19 protein-coding genes are annotated in these 17551 nt (G+C 42.5%); 9 read left to right on the top strand and 10 right to left on the bottom strand.

Translation table 11 applies throughout. From position 1 onward, the window contains the following. Positions 1-288 precede the first annotated feature (288 nt). The 4 genes from QT990_RS13450 to QT990_RS13435 form a co-directional block, all read right to left on the bottom strand. Complete coding sequence (locus QT990_RS13450) at positions 289-897, bottom strand: pentapeptide repeat-containing protein (protein ID WP_333142415.1); 609 nt, start codon at positions 895-897, stop codon at positions 289-291. Between the two features lie 68 nt (positions 898-965). After that, positions 966-1673: a phytanoyl-CoA dioxygenase family protein gene (locus tag QT990_RS13445; protein WP_333142414.1), complete on the bottom strand. Its 708-nt coding sequence runs from the start codon at positions 1671-1673 to the stop codon at positions 966-968. Continuing rightward, entirely contained in the window at positions 1670-2506 is an 837-nt protein-coding gene (locus QT990_RS13440) for an aKG-HExxH-type peptide beta-hydroxylase (protein WP_333300201.1), read from the bottom strand. The genes QT990_RS13445 and QT990_RS13440 overlap by 4 nt, the downstream gene beginning before the upstream one ends. 224 nt (positions 2507-2730) lie before the next feature. Further along, positions 2731-2943 (bottom strand): hypothetical protein, encoded by a 213-nt coding sequence (locus QT990_RS13435; RefSeq protein ID WP_333300203.1) that lies wholly within the window; start codon positions 2941-2943, stop codon positions 2731-2733. A gap of 299 nt (positions 2944-3242) precedes the next feature. On the opposite strand from QT990_RS13435, the gene QT990_RS13430 reads away from it, so the two are divergent. Then, positions 3243-4658, top strand: a complete 1416-nt coding sequence (locus QT990_RS13430) for an ATP-binding protein (RefSeq protein WP_333142411.1) — start codon at positions 3243-3245, stop codon at positions 4656-4658. A gap of 5 nt (positions 4659-4663) precedes the next feature. On the opposite strand, the gene QT990_RS13425 is transcribed toward QT990_RS13430, so the two are convergent. Next, complete coding sequence (locus tag QT990_RS13425) at positions 4664-4990, bottom strand: hypothetical protein (RefSeq protein ID WP_333142410.1); 327 nt, start codon at positions 4988-4990, stop codon at positions 4664-4666. After that, positions 4987-5334 (bottom strand): hypothetical protein, encoded by a 348-nt coding sequence (locus QT990_RS13420; protein WP_333465326.1) that lies wholly within the window; start codon positions 5332-5334, stop codon positions 4987-4989. The genes QT990_RS13425 and QT990_RS13420 overlap by 4 nt, the downstream gene beginning before the upstream one ends. Before the next feature lie 430 nt (positions 5335-5764). Between QT990_RS13420 and QT990_RS13415 the strand changes: the two genes are divergently transcribed. Then, the gene (locus QT990_RS13415; RefSeq protein WP_333142407.1) at positions 5765-6241 is read left to right on the top strand and encodes a type II toxin-antitoxin system antitoxin SocA domain-containing protein; all 477 of its coding nucleotides are present in this window, start codon (positions 5765-5767) and stop codon (positions 6239-6241) included. Further along, positions 6222-6656, top strand: a complete 435-nt coding sequence (locus tag QT990_RS13410; protein WP_333142406.1) for a hypothetical protein — start codon at positions 6222-6224, stop codon at positions 6654-6656. Before QT990_RS13415 ends, QT990_RS13410 begins: the two co-directional genes overlap by 20 nt. A gap of 230 nt (positions 6657-6886) precedes the next feature. Here QT990_RS13410 and QT990_RS13405 read toward each other — a convergent pair whose 3' ends face one another. Together QT990_RS13405 and QT990_RS13400 are read right to left on the bottom strand one after the other, a co-directional pair. Further along, positions 6887-7021: a hypothetical protein gene (locus QT990_RS13405; protein ID WP_333142405.1), complete on the bottom strand. Its 135-nt coding sequence runs from the start codon at positions 7019-7021 to the stop codon at positions 6887-6889. Between the two features lie 161 nt (positions 7022-7182). Continuing rightward, positions 7183-7326, bottom strand: coding sequence for a hypothetical protein (locus QT990_RS13400; protein WP_333465325.1), 144 nt, complete (start codon positions 7324-7326; stop codon positions 7183-7185). Between the two features lie 143 nt (positions 7327-7469). Here QT990_RS13400 and QT990_RS13395 point away from each other — a divergent pair, with 143 nt between their 5' ends. From QT990_RS13395 to gmk, 4 genes are all read left to right on the top strand, one after another. After that, on the top strand, positions 7470-8306 hold the full coding sequence (locus QT990_RS13395) for a hypothetical protein (protein ID WP_333465324.1): 837 nt from the start codon (positions 7470-7472) through the stop codon (positions 8304-8306). 293 nt (positions 8307-8599) lie between these two features. Beyond that, the gene (locus tag QT990_RS13390; RefSeq protein WP_333465323.1) at positions 8600-10702 is read left to right on the top strand and encodes a M3 family metallopeptidase; all 2103 of its coding nucleotides are present in this window, start codon (positions 8600-8602) and stop codon (positions 10700-10702) included. 1031 nt (positions 10703-11733) lie between these two features. Next, entirely contained in the window at positions 11734-12000 is a 267-nt protein-coding gene (remA, locus tag QT990_RS13385; protein ID WP_190659785.1) for an extracellular matrix/biofilm regulator RemA, read from the top strand. Positions 12001-12079: 79 nt separating this feature from the next. Further along, entirely contained in the window at positions 12080-12634 is a 555-nt protein-coding gene (gene gmk, locus QT990_RS13380; protein ID WP_333142402.1) for a guanylate kinase, read from the top strand. A gap of 116 nt (positions 12635-12750) precedes the next feature. On the opposite strand, the gene QT990_RS13375 is transcribed toward gmk, so the two are convergent. Further along, positions 12751-13536 (bottom strand): hypothetical protein, encoded by a 786-nt coding sequence (locus QT990_RS13375; protein ID WP_333142401.1) that lies wholly within the window; start codon positions 13534-13536, stop codon positions 12751-12753. Between the two features lie 236 nt (positions 13537-13772). Here QT990_RS13375 and xseA point away from each other — a divergent pair, with 236 nt between their 5' ends. Both xseA and xseB read left to right on the top strand, forming a co-directional pair. Then, the gene (gene xseA, locus QT990_RS13370; RefSeq protein WP_333142400.1) at positions 13773-14942 is read left to right on the top strand and encodes an exodeoxyribonuclease VII large subunit; all 1170 of its coding nucleotides are present in this window, start codon (positions 13773-13775) and stop codon (positions 14940-14942) included. After that, complete coding sequence (gene xseB, locus QT990_RS13365; protein ID WP_333082161.1) at positions 14939-15166, top strand: exodeoxyribonuclease VII small subunit; 228 nt, start codon at positions 14939-14941, stop codon at positions 15164-15166. Before xseA ends, xseB begins: the two co-directional genes overlap by 4 nt. 80 nt (positions 15167-15246) lie before the next feature. On the opposite strand, the gene QT990_RS13360 is transcribed toward xseB, so the two are convergent. Beyond that, positions 15247-17400, bottom strand: coding sequence for a peptidase domain-containing ABC transporter (locus tag QT990_RS13360; RefSeq protein ID WP_333142399.1), 2154 nt, complete (start codon positions 17398-17400; stop codon positions 15247-15249). Positions 17401-17551 lie beyond the last annotated feature (151 nt).

Genomic DNA, 17551 nt, shown 5'->3' with positions numbered 1-17551 from the left:
TGATGTGGGGTTGGTAGTTGTTGGTGGAAAAATTCCAGAGACGGAGCCGTAATGCAATTGACAACAGATAGTTGCTGCATTGGTTTTATGCGATCGCACTTTCATTTTATGCGCTCGGTCATCAGAAACAAGAAAGGGCGATCGATCTTTTTTAACTCAAGCATCGCCACCCGTACAATCATCATACTGTTTGGTATTTGGTGTGAAGGGCGATCAATCTCCCTATAACCCTATCAGCGATTACCGTATAGGAATAGAGGTTAACGGAAATGTTAGAGAATTAAACTATTAATCTGTGAAGATAGATGGAACAGTAAACCCGTGCGACATCGCCAATCTTGCAGCCGCATCACTTCCGATGGCAGTCTTACCCACTTTAGTATTTTCGGGATTAATAAACACTCCAATTGATGTAGAAAAGTCGGCTTTGCGAACATCTGATCCAGTGAAAGAACTATTACTTAAGTCACATTCCATAAAATGTGATTTTCGTAGATCGCAGTGTGAAAAATTGCACTCAATAGCTGAACATTTCTCAAATTTTTTGCTACGAAGAATCAGTTTAAAAAATGATGAATAATCCAATATACAATTAAAAAACTCTGCATCAATAGCTAAACCTGCAATAGACCAATTGATTCCAATAAGCTTACAATCATCAAAGTGCGCCTCTCCAAATTCACATTGAGTGAATGAGCACATTGCCAAATCACACCCTTTGAAGCTACAGCGAGTGAATGTTACCTTAGTAAGCTTTGCTTCCAAGAAGTTGCAACCAATAAAAGTACAATTCACAAAGTCAACATTCTCAATTGCAGCACCACCAAGTTGCACTCTTTCGATAACTTGATCATCTACTGAGCTATCAGATTCTCCTTTCCAAATTATTGATGTCATAGCCTTGGACTCATCCACTCTGACTAAATTTTCTTACTTAAACAAATCCAATTTCTACTAAAACCCTATCAAGGTTTGCCATAGATAAATACCACAGCAATACGATCTTTATTCGAGCGATTTGGCGTACCTCTGTGTATGACATAACTTCGGTGAAGTATAATGTCACCCAATTTACAAGGAATGGTTGCTCGATTTGAAAATTCATCGTTAGTAATATCTGCAACTAGAGCTGATAAACGCCCTTTAGCTAGAGGATCATGGCGACGCAGTTCTTTGCCCAAGTGAGAACCAGGCAAAAACTCTAAACAACTTTCTAGTTCTGATAATATGTCCTGAAGAGGTATCCAACACGTAATGTTATCATGAACTATTGATATATCACCATAAGCTGGATCTTGATGCCAAGGCGTTTCTCCACCATTTTTTGCAGGCTTAAAGAAAGCATGAACACTGCGAAGCTCCATATCAGGATCAAATACATCTCGAATCACTTTAGTGATTGATGACTTTATAGATAAGAATGCTTCCTGCTCTCCGAATAAGTTTTCAATACTGGGTAGCCTCAATGTTTCTATCTGCTGAGATGGAACCCTTTGCCAAAACAGTTGTTGAGTAGTAGAAAAGCTTGTTTGTTTCATCTGGTCAAATACCGATAACAACTCACGATGGAGTTCAAGAAGAGATTCAGAGAGTAGTATGTCTTCTAAATGTACAAACCCCATTTGATCAAGTAATTGAAGATTTGAATTCGAGAGTTTATCTAAGCTAATCATCTTCTAACTGTAGTAATCCCTGATATTTCATGGAACAGTGCTAAATCAGTGTTTCCAATTTCTGCAGATAGCCACTTAAAATCTTGATTTTCAGCGAAATCAGCAAGCTGTTCAACAACTGACTTACCATAGGGGGTGTAAAATTTTTCCTTCTTCAGTAATCCTGAAACGCACACTCTTAGCGACTCACTAAACATATCCACAAGCTCAGTTTTTGACTGAAGATGCTGAATATACATCAGTGGAACTGCAACTATTGCAGAGTGAAGTGCTTTATCCAAAGGTCGCATCTGTCCAATTCGTACAGCAGATACAACTTTTGCATCGTCCTCTGCTAGTCGAGCAACAGGTACAGTAAAAAGCGAATTCACCATATCACAAATGAACAGATTAAGGTGCGTTGCCTCATGTAAGATCGATTCCAATAGGTCTGAGGCATTCCACGAATCAGAGGGACTAACGCAAACAACTCCAAAGAGATGAGAGCCTGAACCGCCGCCAACTCTCTCAGATTTTAAAAATACAACATCAGTAACAAGTAGGTTTACTATAAACCACAGCCTATAGTCGAGGTCTTTCAGTAAATCCATAGACTCTGCTGTAAGCTTTGTAAAATGATCTCGTTGATCAGAAGAAAGCGATTCTATGCCGTAGAAGATTTCCTGGAAAACTCCTGATGAGCGAATAAAACCACCTAGATTACCATCTTCAAAGGTGACTTTATATGATAAGTCAGGTGGAGGAATCACCCTCATAGAGCGAACAACTTTACGGTAATCAATTCCAATATCAGTAAATCCAGATGGAACAGTTCCAAGGCTCTCACGAATCAATCTAACGACATTTGTGGAAGTATGAAAGTAGTTGAGAAAGTACATTTTGATTAAGCATTCTAATGGATATAGCTACGAAAAAACTGAAAAGATCCTTCACTGTAGTCTCTCTTCAAAACAAATAGGCTAAATTCTTCCCATCTTAAGAATTTAATCCATAGTTCCCAATTGAGGAACTATGGAAATTTTTTCTGCTCCCCAAAAACAGGGACAAACATTGGAATTTATGTCCAACCGCCCATCATAGATACATTTGCTTCGTCAAGAAACCTCGAAAGAGATTGACAGACAGAGTTTTTGGTAGACAAGGAATCTTGTGAAAGAGCTTGAAGTAAGTTATCAATTTGCTGCTCGTTCAAATCCTGTGTAAGAATTTCATCAGCGTTATTAGTAGGCAAATTCAGGTCATTCTGAACATAACTGGTATTCATCATCATTTCTCCAAGGGTTGTGATACTTTGCTTTCCCACTATTAATTAGAACGCCAAGGCGGTCTAACACACCGTTACAAGGTAGAAAACGGCAAGCGTTTAATCCCTAAATTAACTCTTTAATACTTCTTCCATAATACTTATAAATAAAAGCTTGGCAACTCAAAAAATGTTCAACTTTGTCCCGATGCCCGTCTCCTCGTCCACCTCATTTAATGTACTTTTGTACACAAATGTAGAAAAATATATTAAACTGTTCCCAAATGTGAGCTATAATACAAAAAATAATCCATCTTCCTGGCTAAATGAATATTAAAGAAATGTTAAAATTAGCTGATGAGATAGTATTTGCTAAAACAGGTCAACACCTTGACGATTTACAAGCAGCGGTACTCCGGGGAACTCTACAACGCGAGACATACAAGCACATAGCCAAAAAATTTGAGTGTTCGGAAAGTAGTGTTCGGAAAGTAGGTTCAGAACTATGGAAAATACTTTCAGAAGAGTTTGGAGAAGATGTTAATAAAAATAATTTTCAATCGGCAATGGAGAGGTTCCAAGTCTCTAATGTTTCAAATTTTGCACAAAACGTCAGCGAACAACACATCAGTGGTAGTTTTAACACCTGTGGAGAAGCTAGACACCCCCCAGATATATCAACGTCACATCCAGATAATGACGAAACAGCTAACACAAAACCAACCAAAACTCTACATCAAGATTTAAGCGAGATGCCGGAGTTGGGTAATTTCTTCGATCGCACCCCCTCTCTTAACACCCTCACAACCTGGATTCTACAACAAAACTGCCGCCTCATCACCCTCACCGGTATCAGCGGAATCGGCAAAACATCCCTAGCAGTACAACTCGTAAAACAAATCAAAGACGAGTTTGAGTACGCAGTTTGGTACACGCTAGACGAATTCCCCACCATAGATAAATTTCAATCCAACCTAACACAGCTTTTTTCCCAGTCAGAAAACCCTGATTCATCCCCAACAAACCAGAAACGCTTACCGCTGATTAAGTATTTACAAAACCATCGCTGTTTAGTAGTCTTGGATGACATTCACAACCTTTTCTGTAGCGGCGAATTAGCCGGAAAGTATAAACCAGACTACCAAGAATATCGCTCCCTATTCAAACAAATAGAAAAATTATCCCATCCCTGTTGCTTTCTGCTAATCGGTTGGGAACCGCCGAAAGAAGTTCCTCAACTCACCAGCGAAAATACTCCCATTCGTACTTTACAACTCCCTGGTTTAGACACCGCAGCCGCCGGAGAAATTCTCAGAGATAAAGGATTAGCAGAAATCGATAACTGCGAAGCACTCATTCAGCGCTACCAAGGCAACCCGTTATGGTTAAAAAGCGTGGCGACTCTGATTCAAGAGTTGGGAATCGGCGCGACTGAGGTATTAATAGATGATACCATATTGTTACCCGAAGATTTGAAAGATGTTTTACAACAGCAGTACGATCGCACTTCCGAACTAGAAAAACAAGTCATGTCATTGTTAGCGACAGAAAACCAGCCAGTCAACTTCGCCAACTTGCTACAAAACGGACAAATATCATCATCCGATTTGCTAAACGCATTGCAATCTCTATCGCGGCGCTGCTTGCTCGAAAAAGAAGCAAGTCTTTACACTTTGTCACCTGTACTGAAGCAGTATATCAAAACTCGACGATCGCACTTAACAAACATCGACAGTGAATAAACATTTCAAACAACACCGCTTGTCAACTCTTGTTTCCTCAAATTCGGCAACAATGCCAAAACATCCAAATACCACCACCAACGCTGAGGTGTAATCTCCTCAAATTTGCGCTTCTGGGCTAAATCCACAAATCTCGACAACTCCTCATAAAACTCCATTGCTTGTTCAACTAACCGTCGATCGGCATTTGCTAATAAACCTTTCTCTTCCTCACTCAGTTGAGATTCAACTTTTGCCAACTCATCTCTAAGTTGCAACATTTCTAAATGTTCAGCCCCACTCACATCAGGAAATTCAACCATTACACAATAGTTTTTTACCAAAGTATTCATAACAAATCCTTAACTAAACCTACATAAATAAACATTGAATTAGCCAGGTAGCTTTCCGGTTCCTTTGGAGGAAAAGCCGTTTCTAAAACTCCATCCAAGCCCATCATTACCCGCCATATTGTGTTGTTTACACTGCTGGCAACTGTCGGATAAAATGTTTGTCCGTAAGCATACACATAAACTTTAGCGTCAGCATCCCTAACAATAAAACTGATAAGTCTATTATATTCTTCAAGGGTCGCGTCCGGCCCTAAATGGCCTAAATTAATCCTTTTGAGTAAATGAGACATTGCTTTTCCAGGTTTCCAGAGAATTCCGTCTCTCACCCGCTCAATTGCCTGCACAACCTCTAATTGCCTACCTTCGTCAAAAATCAACTTTAACCTTATCTGAGAAAAACTGAACTGCAAACAAATATATCATAACCTATTGGGCATTATGGCAAAATTCCTACAAAACGGACAAATATCATCATCAGATTTGCTAAACGCCTTGCAATCTCTATCGCGGCGCTGTGCGATCGAAAAACAGGAAAGTGGGTGGGGGCGGGTTTACGAGATTGTTCGTTTTAGGCAATTATTGTTGGTGAACCCGCCCCTACAAATTTTTGACAGAGGGTAAGATTTCAGTTAGACCCAATCCGGCTTAAATACCTCCTTTATTTCTTAGTCTGCAGAGGCAGACTTTGTTTGACAAGAAGCGGTTGAAACCGCCCCATCATAAAGGGTGGTGACTGTGTTATCATAGAATACAAAACTTATTGAGTCGAGTTATATGACCACAATAACTACAGTCACAACAGCCTCAAAACTCGCTGATTACTACATCTGGTTGGCGAATGATGTAGGCTCCTATCTCAGCAACCACAAGCTACAAAAACTCTTGTACTACGCCCAAGCATGGTATTTAGCCTTTGAAGATACACCGCTTTTTGATGAAGATTTTGAAGCTTGGGTGCACGGGCCAACTATCCCGGCTTTATTTTATGAATACAAAGAACAATTTGACTGGAAGCCAATTCTGAAAGAAGTCGAAAAACCCGAATTTCCCCAAGAAGTACAAGAGTTTTTAGACGAGTTATCCGACGAATATTTCTTTTGCGATGCCTATGAGTTAGAATTGATGGTGCGCCGCGAAGACCCTTGGATTAATGCTAGAGGTGATTTGCCAAAAGATGAACCTTCTCATGCTATTATTACCAAGGAATCAATGAGAGAATTTTACAAAAGCCGTGTCATCGAAGAAAATTAAGAAAGCAGATATACGCCGCCAGGAATCTTTATCTAGCATCAATCGTCTCGATGTAAAAATACCGGAAGGAATTAGTTTTTCTTTCAGGTATTATCAGGATGACAAAGATAAGTTTTCAATTGGCGGTAGAGATGCTAAGTATCTAGCATCTTTACTGAGAAGGCTGCGCGATTTGTCACAATTGAACGCTCAAGAAATTATCAATAATCAAAGTAAAAGTCTGCGCTGTCATGGCATAGTTTGGAAAAATACTACTGAACCTAATGGCTTTGGGATTCCCAATGAAGATATCCTAATCAATATCCCCTACCAGTTTCAAATATCTGCTAATGAATACGGCAGAGTGCATGGATTTTTTAGTGAAAATGTTTTTTATATTGTCTGGCTAGACCCAGACCACAATCTTTACAGTTGAAATTATAGCCGAAGGAAGAAGGAAGAAGGAAGAAGGAAGAAGGAAGAATGCAATCCAAACAACTGAGTTCGTGCTTAAGATGCGAGACTTCTTGAAGAAGTTGGGAATCTCAAACAGTCCGGGACTCACTCCGACTAAAGAAACCGGGTTTTTTACCTTATCAGGAGGCTGCGACGAAGTATTTTTGTAAAAAAAATTGGTTTCTGAACCCCATGCGTCCAGGACTAATTTTAAGAAAATTTTGCATAGAGAGCTGAAATAAAATTAACGCTTAAAAAGCCTACTCCTAGTACGAGAATGATAAAGATGCCGATACTGAAAATAGACTTTAGCCGATCGCCAATTCCGGGTTTTTCTGAGTTCATTGGTCAATTTTTGCAGTAAATTTGAGAGGGGCAATTCAGAAAGAGTAGATTATACCAATGGGCGAACAAAAAGGCAACTCCCGACAAGCTCCCAACGACGATCGCCCTCAGTAGGTCGCATTTTTTAACTTTTAATCTCAAATCTAAAATCTAAAATAGTCTTAGGCATTTTTCGGTGAGCCTGGGCAGCCCGAAGTCGATCGCCCGAACCCGATGGCGCTAACTCCTGTAAAATAGAGAGCGCGTTGGGGCGAACCTTTTAACAGCCGGAATTGGGCGCGATCGCCACAGGCTCCCAAATACATAATAATATGGCAGTCATCCTTAACTTACTCACAAAGGTAAAAATAGAAGAGTGCCAAGAAATAATCTAAAACATATAACTGAAAAAGGATAGAAATCGATGCTCCACCCAGTCTCGCAACCTTACCAACAACGAGCAAATACTATGACCCAAAGAGCCGTGCGGAAGCCAAAACCCTCTGTTGCAAACCACTTGAGACCAAGTTTTCCTCAAAGGCACTGGCTGGAGCTGGCAGAGTACGCCTCTCTGGCGGCCTCTGGTGTGGGTTCCCTGGCGGTGGCTGTATCGGGTCAAGCTTTTTACGGGGTGGCTCCCCTAACCTTGGCTTTGTCGCTGAATGTTGCTAACCGGTATCGGTTCGAGCAGCAAGTGCGGGTGCATCAAAATTCGGAAATGGCCCAAGTGCAAAACTCTGTAAATAAGGTCGAAAAAACGGCGGTGACGGTAATTGTTAAATTACGCAGGCAGTTGTCTGCAGATATTGCAGCGCTGCGCCAGCAAATGGCTGCACTGCCTAGGGCTGATGGCTTTGAGGAGTCGATCGATATCCAGCGGCAGTTACTGAGTTTAGGAGAGTCAGTAGCTTCTTTGCAAGAAATCGTGGCGTCTGCTGTGCTCGATGTCCGCCAGCAGGTGAGCGAACAACTGCAAGATTTATCGGTTGGCCAACGGGCGAATCTCCAAGCTGTGGAACAGGCTATAGAGCAACTGCAAAGTGCGACGCAAGGCTTGACAGAAACTTCTATCAGCCGAGATGACTGGGAAGTAGTAAATACTAGATTTTTGGAAATCCAAAAAGTCATGGCCAATTTGCAAAGCCAACTGCAAGCTCCCGCACACCAATCGAGTGCGGATTTGTCGATTGTCCAAGCTCAAATTCACCGTTTGGAACACGAGCAGCAAGAAGTTGTCAAACCTCATCTCAAGCGCTTAATCTCAGTTGTCAAGGAGTTGCAGCACACACCAGAGAACCGTCAGTAGTAATTAGTCAGTAGTCATTAGTCAGTAGTCATTAGTCAGCAGTCATTAGTCAGCAGTCATCAGTCAACAGTCAACAGTCAGCAGTCATCAGTCAACAGTCAACAGTCAACAGTCATCAGTCAACAGTCATTAGTCATCAGTCAGAAGGAATACTTTTTCCATCGGACACGCTCGACATTCTCCGACTCTCCGACTCTCGCCCGATCGAGTCCTACTTTTTCGACAACTGTGTTAAAAGATTAAAAGCTAATCTGTCTAGTTCAACTATTTTCAACCTGTTACAAGAAAATTAAATGACTGCAACCGTAACTATTGCTGATAACCCGTTACTAATCGGTCAAGGATTGCCCCCATTTGACGCGATCGAATCACAACACGTAGTCCCCGCTGTTACCCAACTGCTGACCGAACTAGAAGCCTCGCTAGCTGACTTAGAAGCCTCTGTAGAACCGACTTGGAGCCGCTTAGTAGAACCATTGCAGCGACTCGGAGAGCGTTTAAATTGGAGCTGGAGCATTGTCGGACATTTGATGGGCGTGAAAAATAGCCCGGAACTGCGATCGGCTCACGAAACAGTGCAGCCGGAAGTAGTAAAATTTTGGAGCAAGCTCAGTCAAAGCAAACCGCTTTATGAAGCTTTTAAAGCGCTGCGGGCTAGCGAAAATTGGGACAGCTTAGAGTCAGCTCAAAAGCGAATTGTTGAAGCCGCTCTCCGAGACGCCCAACTCTCCGGCGTCGGTTTAGAAGGCGAGCAAAAAGAGCGTTTTAATGCCATTCAATTAGAATTGGCCGAAATTACAACCCAATTTTCCAATCACGTCCTCGACGCTACCAAAGCATTCAGCATCACCCTCACAAACAAAGACGAAATTGACGGTTTGCCGCCGAGTTTGTTGAGTTTAGCAGCTCAAGCCGCTCGCAGCGCCGGCGAAGAAAATGCAGATGCCGAAAATGGCCCTTGGCGGATTACTTTAGACTTTCCGAGTTACGGCCCTTTCATGCAGCACGGCACCCGCCGCGACTTGCGCGAAAAGTTGTACAAAGCTTTTATCGGCAGAGCAAGTAGCGGAGAATTGAATAACTGGCCGTTGACCGATCGCATTTTAGCTTTGCGCCAGGAAAAAGCTGCTTTGCTGGGGTTTAGTAGTTATGCCGAATTGAGCTTGGCGAGCAAAATGGCTCCCGACGTTGCAGCAGTAGAAGCTTTGTTAGAAGAATTGCGTCAGGCTAGTTATGATGCTGCTATCAAAGATTTAGAAGAATTGAAAGCTTTTGCTGCCGAAAAAGGCGCGGCGGAAGCGGGAGATTTGAAGCACTGGGATGTAGGTTTTTGGTCGGAACGGCGCCGGGAAGAAAAGTTTGCTTTTAGTGCCGAAGAATTGCGGCCTTATTTTGCTTTGCCACAGGTATTAGACGGGTTATTTGGATTAGTAAAGCGGCTGTTCGGCGTGACAGTAACTGCGGCGGACGGTCAAACTCCTGTGTGGCACAAAGATGTGCGATATTTCCAAATAGATGATGAAGCAGGAAATACGATCGCCAATTTCTATTTAGACCCCTACAGCCGCCCCGAGGAAAAGCGCGGCGGTGCTTGGATGGGCGAGTGCGTGGTGCGCGCTAAATTTGTGGAAGCGGGAAAAACAACTACGCGGTTGCCGGTGGCTTATTTGGTGTGCAACCAAAGTCCTCCGGTTGACGGCAAACCGAGTTTAATGACTTTTTTGGAAGTCGAAACTTTGTTTCACGAATTCGGTCACGGTTTGCAGCATATGCTGACAACGGTAGACTATCCGGGGGCTTCGGGCATCAATAATGTTGAGTGGGATGCAGTGGAATTGCCCAGTCAATTTATGGAAAATTGGTGTTACGATCGCGCGACTTTGTTCGGGATGGCAAAGCATTACGAAACCGGGGAAACTTTGCCGGAACACTACTACCAAAAACTGCTAGCAGCGCGCCACTACATGAGCGGCAGCGTTATGCTCAGGCAAGTACATTTTAGCAGGGTTGACATCGAATTGCACCACCGGTATCGATCGGGCGGCAGCGAAACTGTAGCCGATGTCCGCAACCGCATCGCTAAAACTACGACTGTTTTGCCTCCTCTGGAAGAAGACGCATTTTTGTGCGCTTTCGGACACATTTTTGCGGGTGGCTATGCGGCGGGATATTACAGTTACAAATGGGCGGAAGTGCTAAGCGCTGATGCTTTTGCGGCGTTTGAAGAAGCGGGTTTGGAAGATGAAAGCGCGATCGCCTCTACAGGTAAGCGCTTCCGAGATACAGTATTAGGATTGGGCGGCAGTTTGCACCCGATGGAAGTGTTTAAAAATTTCCGGGGACGCGAACCGAGCACTAAAGCTTTGTTGAGACACAGCGGTTTAGTTGCGGCTTAATTAAGTGTGGAATAACTAGGGATTAATGCGGGTGAATTTATCTGCATTAATCCCTGTTTTTTGTTAAACAAGATTTAGGCATATCCTTTATGTTTAGGGTGTTTATATCTAGTCCGATCGATTGACCATAATATCCCGGCCGGGCGGGTTTTTGAGATTGTCAATTATTGGCAGATATTGTTGGTGAACCCGCCCCTACCTGATTTCGGCTACTCGACCGGACATGATATTAGGGGCCCACCTTACCGCTATAATTCACACGTAAAACCACTTTTGGCGTAACTTTTGCTGAATAAAAAATGTTTCTAGTGAGGACTAAAGCGCTCAGATTTTTATACTAATCCCACAAACTATTGCTACATATAATCGTGTTACCACCTGTAGGGAAACGGCAATGCCGTGTCCGGCGCGGGACTCGACAAAATTTCATAATAGTTATAAAATTGAGAATTCTAGCAACACTTTTTTTATTGGTATTAATAGGACTCAAATTTTCACTTCCGACCCATTTTATTGTATAACACGATCCAAGAAACATCTGTAGTTTGGCACATCATTCCCAATATTTTTGTGGAAAATCGGGCAGAAAGTGCGTTAGCGAAGCCCGCCCCTACGGGGGCTACGCCAACGAAGAGGATCGCCAGCGGCTTTTAGTTTAAGTTGAAGGCCGATCCAACCCGCATTTGCGAATATTTGCTGTCATCGATCAGTGATTATACTTAACTTTCCCTCTCCCTGAAATTAAATTTATATTTCGCAACATTTCCGGGCTGTTTTCTCGATACAGCTAATGCTTTTATTTGCAACTAAAAATCGACGCTTTTACCGAATCTTTAAGATAGAGTGGCAACAGCGAGTGTTTTTTGAATTTTCGATAAAGAACGGGGTACTCGGCGTCAAAAGGGTAAAAAATTAATCTCAATTAAAAAAATTAGTTGAGATTAATTTGAGGATTGTAATAAAAAATCTTTGTATATATGATAAAAAGTAAGGAGTGATAGTTAGTCGTTCACCCATAAATTAAGATTTTCATGGATATTCAATTAATTAATATCGGTTTCGGTAACATTGTGTCTGCTAACCGAGTGATTGCCATTGTCAGTCCCGAGTCAGCGCCAATTAAGCGGATTATTACTGATGCGCGGGAGCGGGGACAACTGGTTGACGCAACTTACGGCCGCCGCACGAGAGCGGTAATTATTACAGATTCGAGTCACGTCATCCTCTCGGCGATTCAGCCGGAAACGGTTGCTAATCGTTTTGTGATCAGCAAAGATGGTCAAAGTCGGGATGATTGAGGTTTTTCAGTTGCAATTTGAGCGCTTACAGTCTAAAGTAAGCGGAAACTTAAATTGTTACAGGTTATCTATTCTAAAAATGAAAGCTGGTAAATTAATTGTTCTGACGGGGCCTAGCGGTGTGGGGAAAGGCACCTTAGTACGATCGCTCCTCAATCGCCATTCCGAATTGTATCTTTCGGTATCGGTGACAACTCGTGAGCCCCGTGAGGGAGAAATTGAGGGACAGCACTACTATTTTGTCAACCGCAGTCGGTTTGAAACAATGGTTGAGGCTGGAGAGTTGGCGGAATGGGCTGAGTTTGCCGGTAATTTTTACGGTACTCCTTATTTTGGTCTCAAGCAAGGAATTGGTGAGGGAAAATGGGTAATCCTCGAAATAGAGTTGGAAGGGGCTAGGCAAATTAGGAATAATTTTCCAGAGGCGCTGCGAATTTTTATTTTACCTCCTTCTTGGGAAGAATTGGAACGGCGCTTGCGGAGTCGGGGTCAAGATTCCGAAAGTGCGATCGCCCGTCGGTTGGTGCGGGCTAAAGAGGAAATTGAAGCTGCGGGGGAATTCGATTTCCAAGTTGTTAATGACGACTTGGAAGTTGCTTTGAAAAAGCTAGAATCAATACTTAATTTGGAGTAATTTTTAGGTGGGGATGAGTGAATTTTGAAGTTTTATTGATACTAATGCCCAACAGCACGACACGGAAGTCACGGATACACTGATAGTTGTTTTTTCTTCTCACTTCTGAATCACCATTAAGAATTAATCCGTGTATCCGTGTCAAAATCAGTGTCGTGCATTCCTTGTTCCTTCAATCTTACCCATTTCTCCGTCCTGGCTAAAGCTTCGCTACTTTGTTTGATAGCAACACAAACTTTTAAATTCAATTCCAGAATATTCGATGAAGGCGAAATTTTTCTCAACGGTTCAATTTCGCGAGCAGAACAGCCCAACATTTCCATATAAGCTAGCGTCCAGCCAATAGCTGAAATGTCCCCTACCGTGCCTTCTCCGGCGCAAAGGTAACAACCCAATTCGCCCTCCGACCCACACTCAGGACAAACCCAATTGCCCAGTTGTGAATGGGGCAGATTTGTGCGGGACGCGGATGCAATTGTTAATGCTTTAATATGATTTTGAACTACTTGTTTAAAACCTCGGTTGTGGTTGCTGCGGTGGTCGGAATTACCGTGCGATCGCCCGATTGCTACTGCTTGCTGTTGTGGCGAAGCAACAGAGGCTGTTTGATTCTCCCTGGTTACTCTAGATTCGCCTAGATTCGCAGTTAGCTGAATACGATAGTCCTTCGACTCTTCAGTCTGAGAGTGGTTGAGTGCGCTGGAGGAATCGGGTTCGGAAGTTGTGAAGGATTGTTCTATGCGATCGGCAAAATCTTGCATTGAGAGGTGATGTTCGATCGCCAAAGACCAAGTTCTTTTATGTCGGAGGTCGCCATATTTTCTGGCTTCTTCCTCAGTAATGCCGATCGCCGCAGCCTCTTGGCGCAGCACATTCATCGAAGTCATTGTATCTGATATCATTAGTTTGTTTGCAGTTAAATTTACGATCGCCGGCTCAGCCTACAAATAAATTACCTTAGATATACTACAATAGTCCGGACTATTTTGAGATCCTAGTCGGAAACCCTTGATTTTTCGTTAGGAAGTCGATTCTGCAATCGCCCTGAAACCCTTATTTTACGCTTGGCAATCACCCACTGTCCGCAGCATTGATAGTAGCCTAAATCTAAAATCTAAAATCTAAAATCTAAAATTGGATGACTTCAATTCTTCCCGATACAGCTTTATCTGTTGCCGGACTAACATCATACCTGCAAGACTTGTTGGAGGGCGATCGCAACCTGCAATCAATTTGGCTGACAGGCGAGGTGTCTAACGTTTCGCACCACCCTAGCGGCTGCTTTTTCACTCTGTGCGACACCGACAAAAGCGCTGCTATTCGCTGCGTGGTGTGGAATTCTCAGCGGCAAAAATTGGTGCAAATCCCGGAAAAAGGGGAACAGTTGCTGGTTTTGGGAAGCATCCGGGTTTACAAAAATCGCGGCGAGTACCAGTTGACTGTTGTGCAATCGCTACCGGCTGGGGCAGGATTGCAGGCTTTGCGGTTGCAGCAATTGCGATCGCGCTTGGATGCTGAGGGTTTCTTCGATCCCGCCAGAAAGCGCCCGATTCCGGCACACCCGCAAATTGTGGCCGTGGTGACATCCGATACTGGCGCTGCTTGGGGAGACATTCAGCGGACTCTAGCCCAAAGATATCCGGGTTTGCGGGTGTTGCTGTCGCCGACAGGAGTGCAGGGAGAATTGGCTGCTGCTGCGATTGCTAGGGCGATCGCCCGTGTAGAATTGGACGGTAGGGCTGATGTGATCATTTTAGGGCGGGGCGGCGGTTCGGCGGAAGATTTGGCTTGTTTTAATGATGAGAGAGTTGTCAGGGCGATCGCCAATTGTGCGATTCCAATTATTACAGGTATCGGACACGAAAGAGACGAATCTCTCGCGGATTTAGTAGCAGATAAACGAGCCCACACTCCCACTGCGGCGGCCGCTCAAGCTGTACCAATTTTAGCAGATATTTACTTTGAACACAAGCAGCGAATGGTCAATTTAGCAAACGCTGTGCGGGCCAGATTTCAGGCAGAAGAAGAGCATTTACAACTATTACAAAATCGATTAAAACGCTTGCCTGCGACATCCCGAACTTTGCGGCAAGCAACTGGTAAACTGGAGGTATTGCAAGAAAAGTTATCCGCACTGAACCCAGCGGCGGTATTGCAAAGGGGTTATGCGGCGGTAATCCAAAGTGACGGTACTATCGTCCGCACAACTGACGGTTTGGAATTGGGAGAGGAATTGACTGTGAGGTTGAGTCGGGGCGTGCTGAAAGTTAAGATTGTAGAAGTATTGGATGCGGAAGAAAAGTTATGATTGATTCGCAGTTGCGCCAGTCAGACTGGAATTATGAGGAAACGGTCGATCGAATTGAAGCGATTATCGATCGGGTGGAATCGGGAGAGTTGCCTCTAGAGGAGGTTTTCGAGCAGTTTGGGGTGGCTGTGGAGTGTTGGCAGGAGTGCGAAAGCTTTTTGGCGCGGGGGAAGGAACAGATGGATTTGTCGATCGAGCTTTTGGCTGCGGAACCCGATTTTTAACCGGAGATAAACTCGGAGTAATGTGGATAAGCGCAGGCTCTAGCAAGGTATATAGCCATTTTTTGTCTCAAAGTTATAGATTAAGAGAAGGACGAAGTTAAAAATTTTAAATGTTCACCCTCAATTTGTAGTACATCCTCTAAGCTTCCTTGTAATTTTAATTGACCTTCTTGCATATAAATAATATGATGGGCTCTCCGATTTACGGTGGGACGATGACTAATGAGAATTGTTGTTTTTTCTTGACGATATTCTAATAATTTATCTAGTAGTTTTTGTTCACTAATAGGGTCTAATCCGGCGGTAGATTCATCTAAAATTAGCACAGGTGGATCGTTGACAATTGCTCTGGCAATTGCTAATCTTTGACGTTGACCTCCTGATAAGTTGGTTCCAAATTCTCCTAATACGGTTAAATATTTCTCAGGAAGCCGATTGATAAATTGATCTGCTTCGGCAATTTGACAAGCTTTAACAATTTCTTCAAAGGTGACATGGGGTGAACCTAAGCGAAAGTTTTCAATGATACTCCGACTCCAAAAATGGGCATCTTGAGGAACTAAGATTATCTGTTTTCTAACACATTCTATGGCTAAGTTTTGTAAGTTATAAGCTCCAACTTTGATTGTTCCTCCCTGTTGTTCGTATAATCCGGTAATTAGTTTTACTAGGGTACTTTTACCGCAACCAGATTGACCAAGAATGGCTGTTACTTTTCCCCCTTCTATCATTACATCAAAATTATTTAATAAATCTAGTCTTCCAGCATGATGAAACTGTAGATCCTCGCAATATATATTATCATGAGGTTGGAAACCTACCCATTCCTTTTTTTGATCGTCTTGTACTTCTGAACGATAATCAATTACTGATGTTAGTCGTTCAATTGCGGTTTTTACTTTGACAAATTCATCAATCAAGCCAATTATTGTACCAATAAAACCCGAAAAATTACCATTCATACTATTAAAGGCTAATAGTTGTCCAATGGTTAATTCTTTATCGATCACAAGGGTACTACCTAGCCAGAGTAAGCCAACTCCACCAATATTAGAAATAATACCGGAAAATGTGCTATTAGTAATCCCAATTTGGGCTGTTCTAAAACCCATATTGGCGAGTCGTCCGAATCGAGTTTGTAAGTCTTCCCAAAATTGCGGTTCGGCAGTGGTTGTTTTTAAGGTAAGAGCACCTTTAAAGGTTTCTACTAATACCCCTTGATTTTCGGCATCTAAAACCATGATCTCTCTAATTTTACGCCGTAATGGAACGAGAAATATTAGGGGGGATACAGCATTTAAAAGAGTTAGTATTACGATAAATAAGCTGAGTTTCCAGCTATAAAATAGCATGAGTGCAAAAGAAATAACGGCAATAAAAAACTGACTCGGTAAACTAATTACAATTTGGGCGACTAATTGGTTAATTTGTTGAATGTCTCCTAAACGACTGATGACTTCGCCGCTGCGGTGAGATTCGTAATATTGGAGGGGTAAACGCAGTATTTTACGTCCAAATTCTTTGACGAATCCCAGTTCTAAACGTTGGGTAAATTGGGTGATCAAATTGGCTTGTACTACTCCTAAGCCACTACTGACTAAGTTCATTATGATAATGGCTATTGCCAATCCTCTTAAAATTTGTGTCTCACCTCGAATCAGTACGTCATCGGTTAATATTTGAATTAAAAATGGTGAAGTTAAAGATAAAAGTCCGACGCAAATATTAATTATAAAGGATTCAAATAGGATAAATTTATAAGGTGTAACGCGCTGGAAGAAGCGGCTAATTCCCTGAATTTTATCTTCAGGTTGTTGGGCAAAGCGAATAGGATCTGGTTGTAATAAAAGAGTGGTTAATCCTGTCCAGTTTTGGGCTAATTCTTGACGGGTAATATAACGAATTCCCACAGCCGGGTCAGCAATGACATATTTTGTCCATTTTTTACCATATAAAACAACATAATGATAGCCTTTCCAGTGGATTATTGCTGGTAAAGGAGCATCTTTCATTTTGTTCAAGATGTCGGGGTTTGCTCGTTTAGAAACAGCATCAAATCCCAGATTTTCTGCACCTCGTCTTAATCCGGTTAAGGTTGTGCCTAATTGTCCTGTTCCAATGGCTTCTCTAATGCGATTTATACTAAAACTTTTATTATAATACTTGACAATTGTTGCTAAACAGGCTGCACCGCAATCTTCTTCATTTTGTTGTAAGATGCTGGGGTATTTCATTAGATAGATGCTCTGATTTCTAAAATATTAATATTATTTAATTTTTAGGTTAGTTAAAGGATATTACGGCGTGTTTCTATCTAGGGCACGTCAGTAAAGATTAAACAGTAGTAAAGTAAATATTGACTACCTTACTACTGTTATTTTCTCA

The organism is Microcoleus sp. T3_B1 (assembly GCF_036700445.1).
GTDB lineage: Bacteria > Cyanobacteriota > Cyanobacteriia > Cyanobacteriales > Microcoleaceae > Microcoleus.
Note: the sequence above shows the minus strand (reverse complement) of the source record. Positions and strands in the feature narration are given on the sequence as shown.

Coding starts and splice junctions, on each gene's coding strand:
- QT990_RS13390 (WP_333465323.1), top strand. CDS start 8,600: ATGACTGCAACCGTAACTATTGCTGATAACCCGTTACTAATCGGTCAA.
- QT990_RS13450 (WP_333142415.1), bottom strand. CDS start 897: ATGACATCAATAATTTGGAAAGGAGAATCTGATAGCTCAGTAGATGAT.
- QT990_RS13360 (WP_333142399.1), bottom strand. CDS start 17,400: ATGAAATACCCCAGCATCTTACAACAAAATGAAGAAGATTGCGGTGCA.
- QT990_RS13445 (WP_333142414.1), bottom strand. CDS start 1,673: ATGATTAGCTTAGATAAACTCTCGAATTCAAATCTTCAATTACTTGAT.
- xseA (WP_333142400.1), top strand. CDS start 13,773: ATGACTTCAATTCTTCCCGATACAGCTTTATCTGTTGCCGGACTAACA.
- QT990_RS13405 (WP_333142405.1), bottom strand. CDS start 7,021: ATGAACTCAGAAAAACCCGGAATTGGCGATCGGCTAAAGTCTATTTTC.
- QT990_RS13425 (WP_333142410.1), bottom strand. CDS start 4,990: ATGAATACTTTGGTAAAAAACTATTGTGTAATGGTTGAATTTCCTGAT.
- QT990_RS13430 (WP_333142411.1), top strand. CDS start 3,243: ATGAATATTAAAGAAATGTTAAAATTAGCTGATGAGATAGTATTTGCT.
- QT990_RS13395 (WP_333465324.1), top strand. CDS start 7,470: ATGACCCAAAGAGCCGTGCGGAAGCCAAAACCCTCTGTTGCAAACCAC.
- QT990_RS13415 (WP_333142407.1), top strand. CDS start 5,765: ATGACCACAATAACTACAGTCACAACAGCCTCAAAACTCGCTGATTAC.
- gmk (WP_333142402.1), top strand. CDS start 12,080: ATGAAAGCTGGTAAATTAATTGTTCTGACGGGGCCTAGCGGTGTGGGG.
- xseB (WP_333082161.1), top strand. CDS start 14,939: ATGATTGATTCGCAGTTGCGCCAGTCAGACTGGAATTATGAGGAAACG.
- QT990_RS13435 (WP_333300203.1), bottom strand. CDS start 2,943: ATGATGATGAATACCAGTTATGTTCAGAATGACCTGAATTTGCCTACT.
- QT990_RS13400 (WP_333465325.1), bottom strand. CDS start 7,326: ATGTATTTGGGAGCCTGTGGCGATCGCGCCCAATTCCGGCTGTTAAAA.
- remA (WP_190659785.1), top strand. CDS start 11,734: ATGGATATTCAATTAATTAATATCGGTTTCGGTAACATTGTGTCTGCT.
- QT990_RS13375 (WP_333142401.1), bottom strand. CDS start 13,536: ATGATATCAGATACAATGACTTCGATGAATGTGCTGCGCCAAGAGGCT.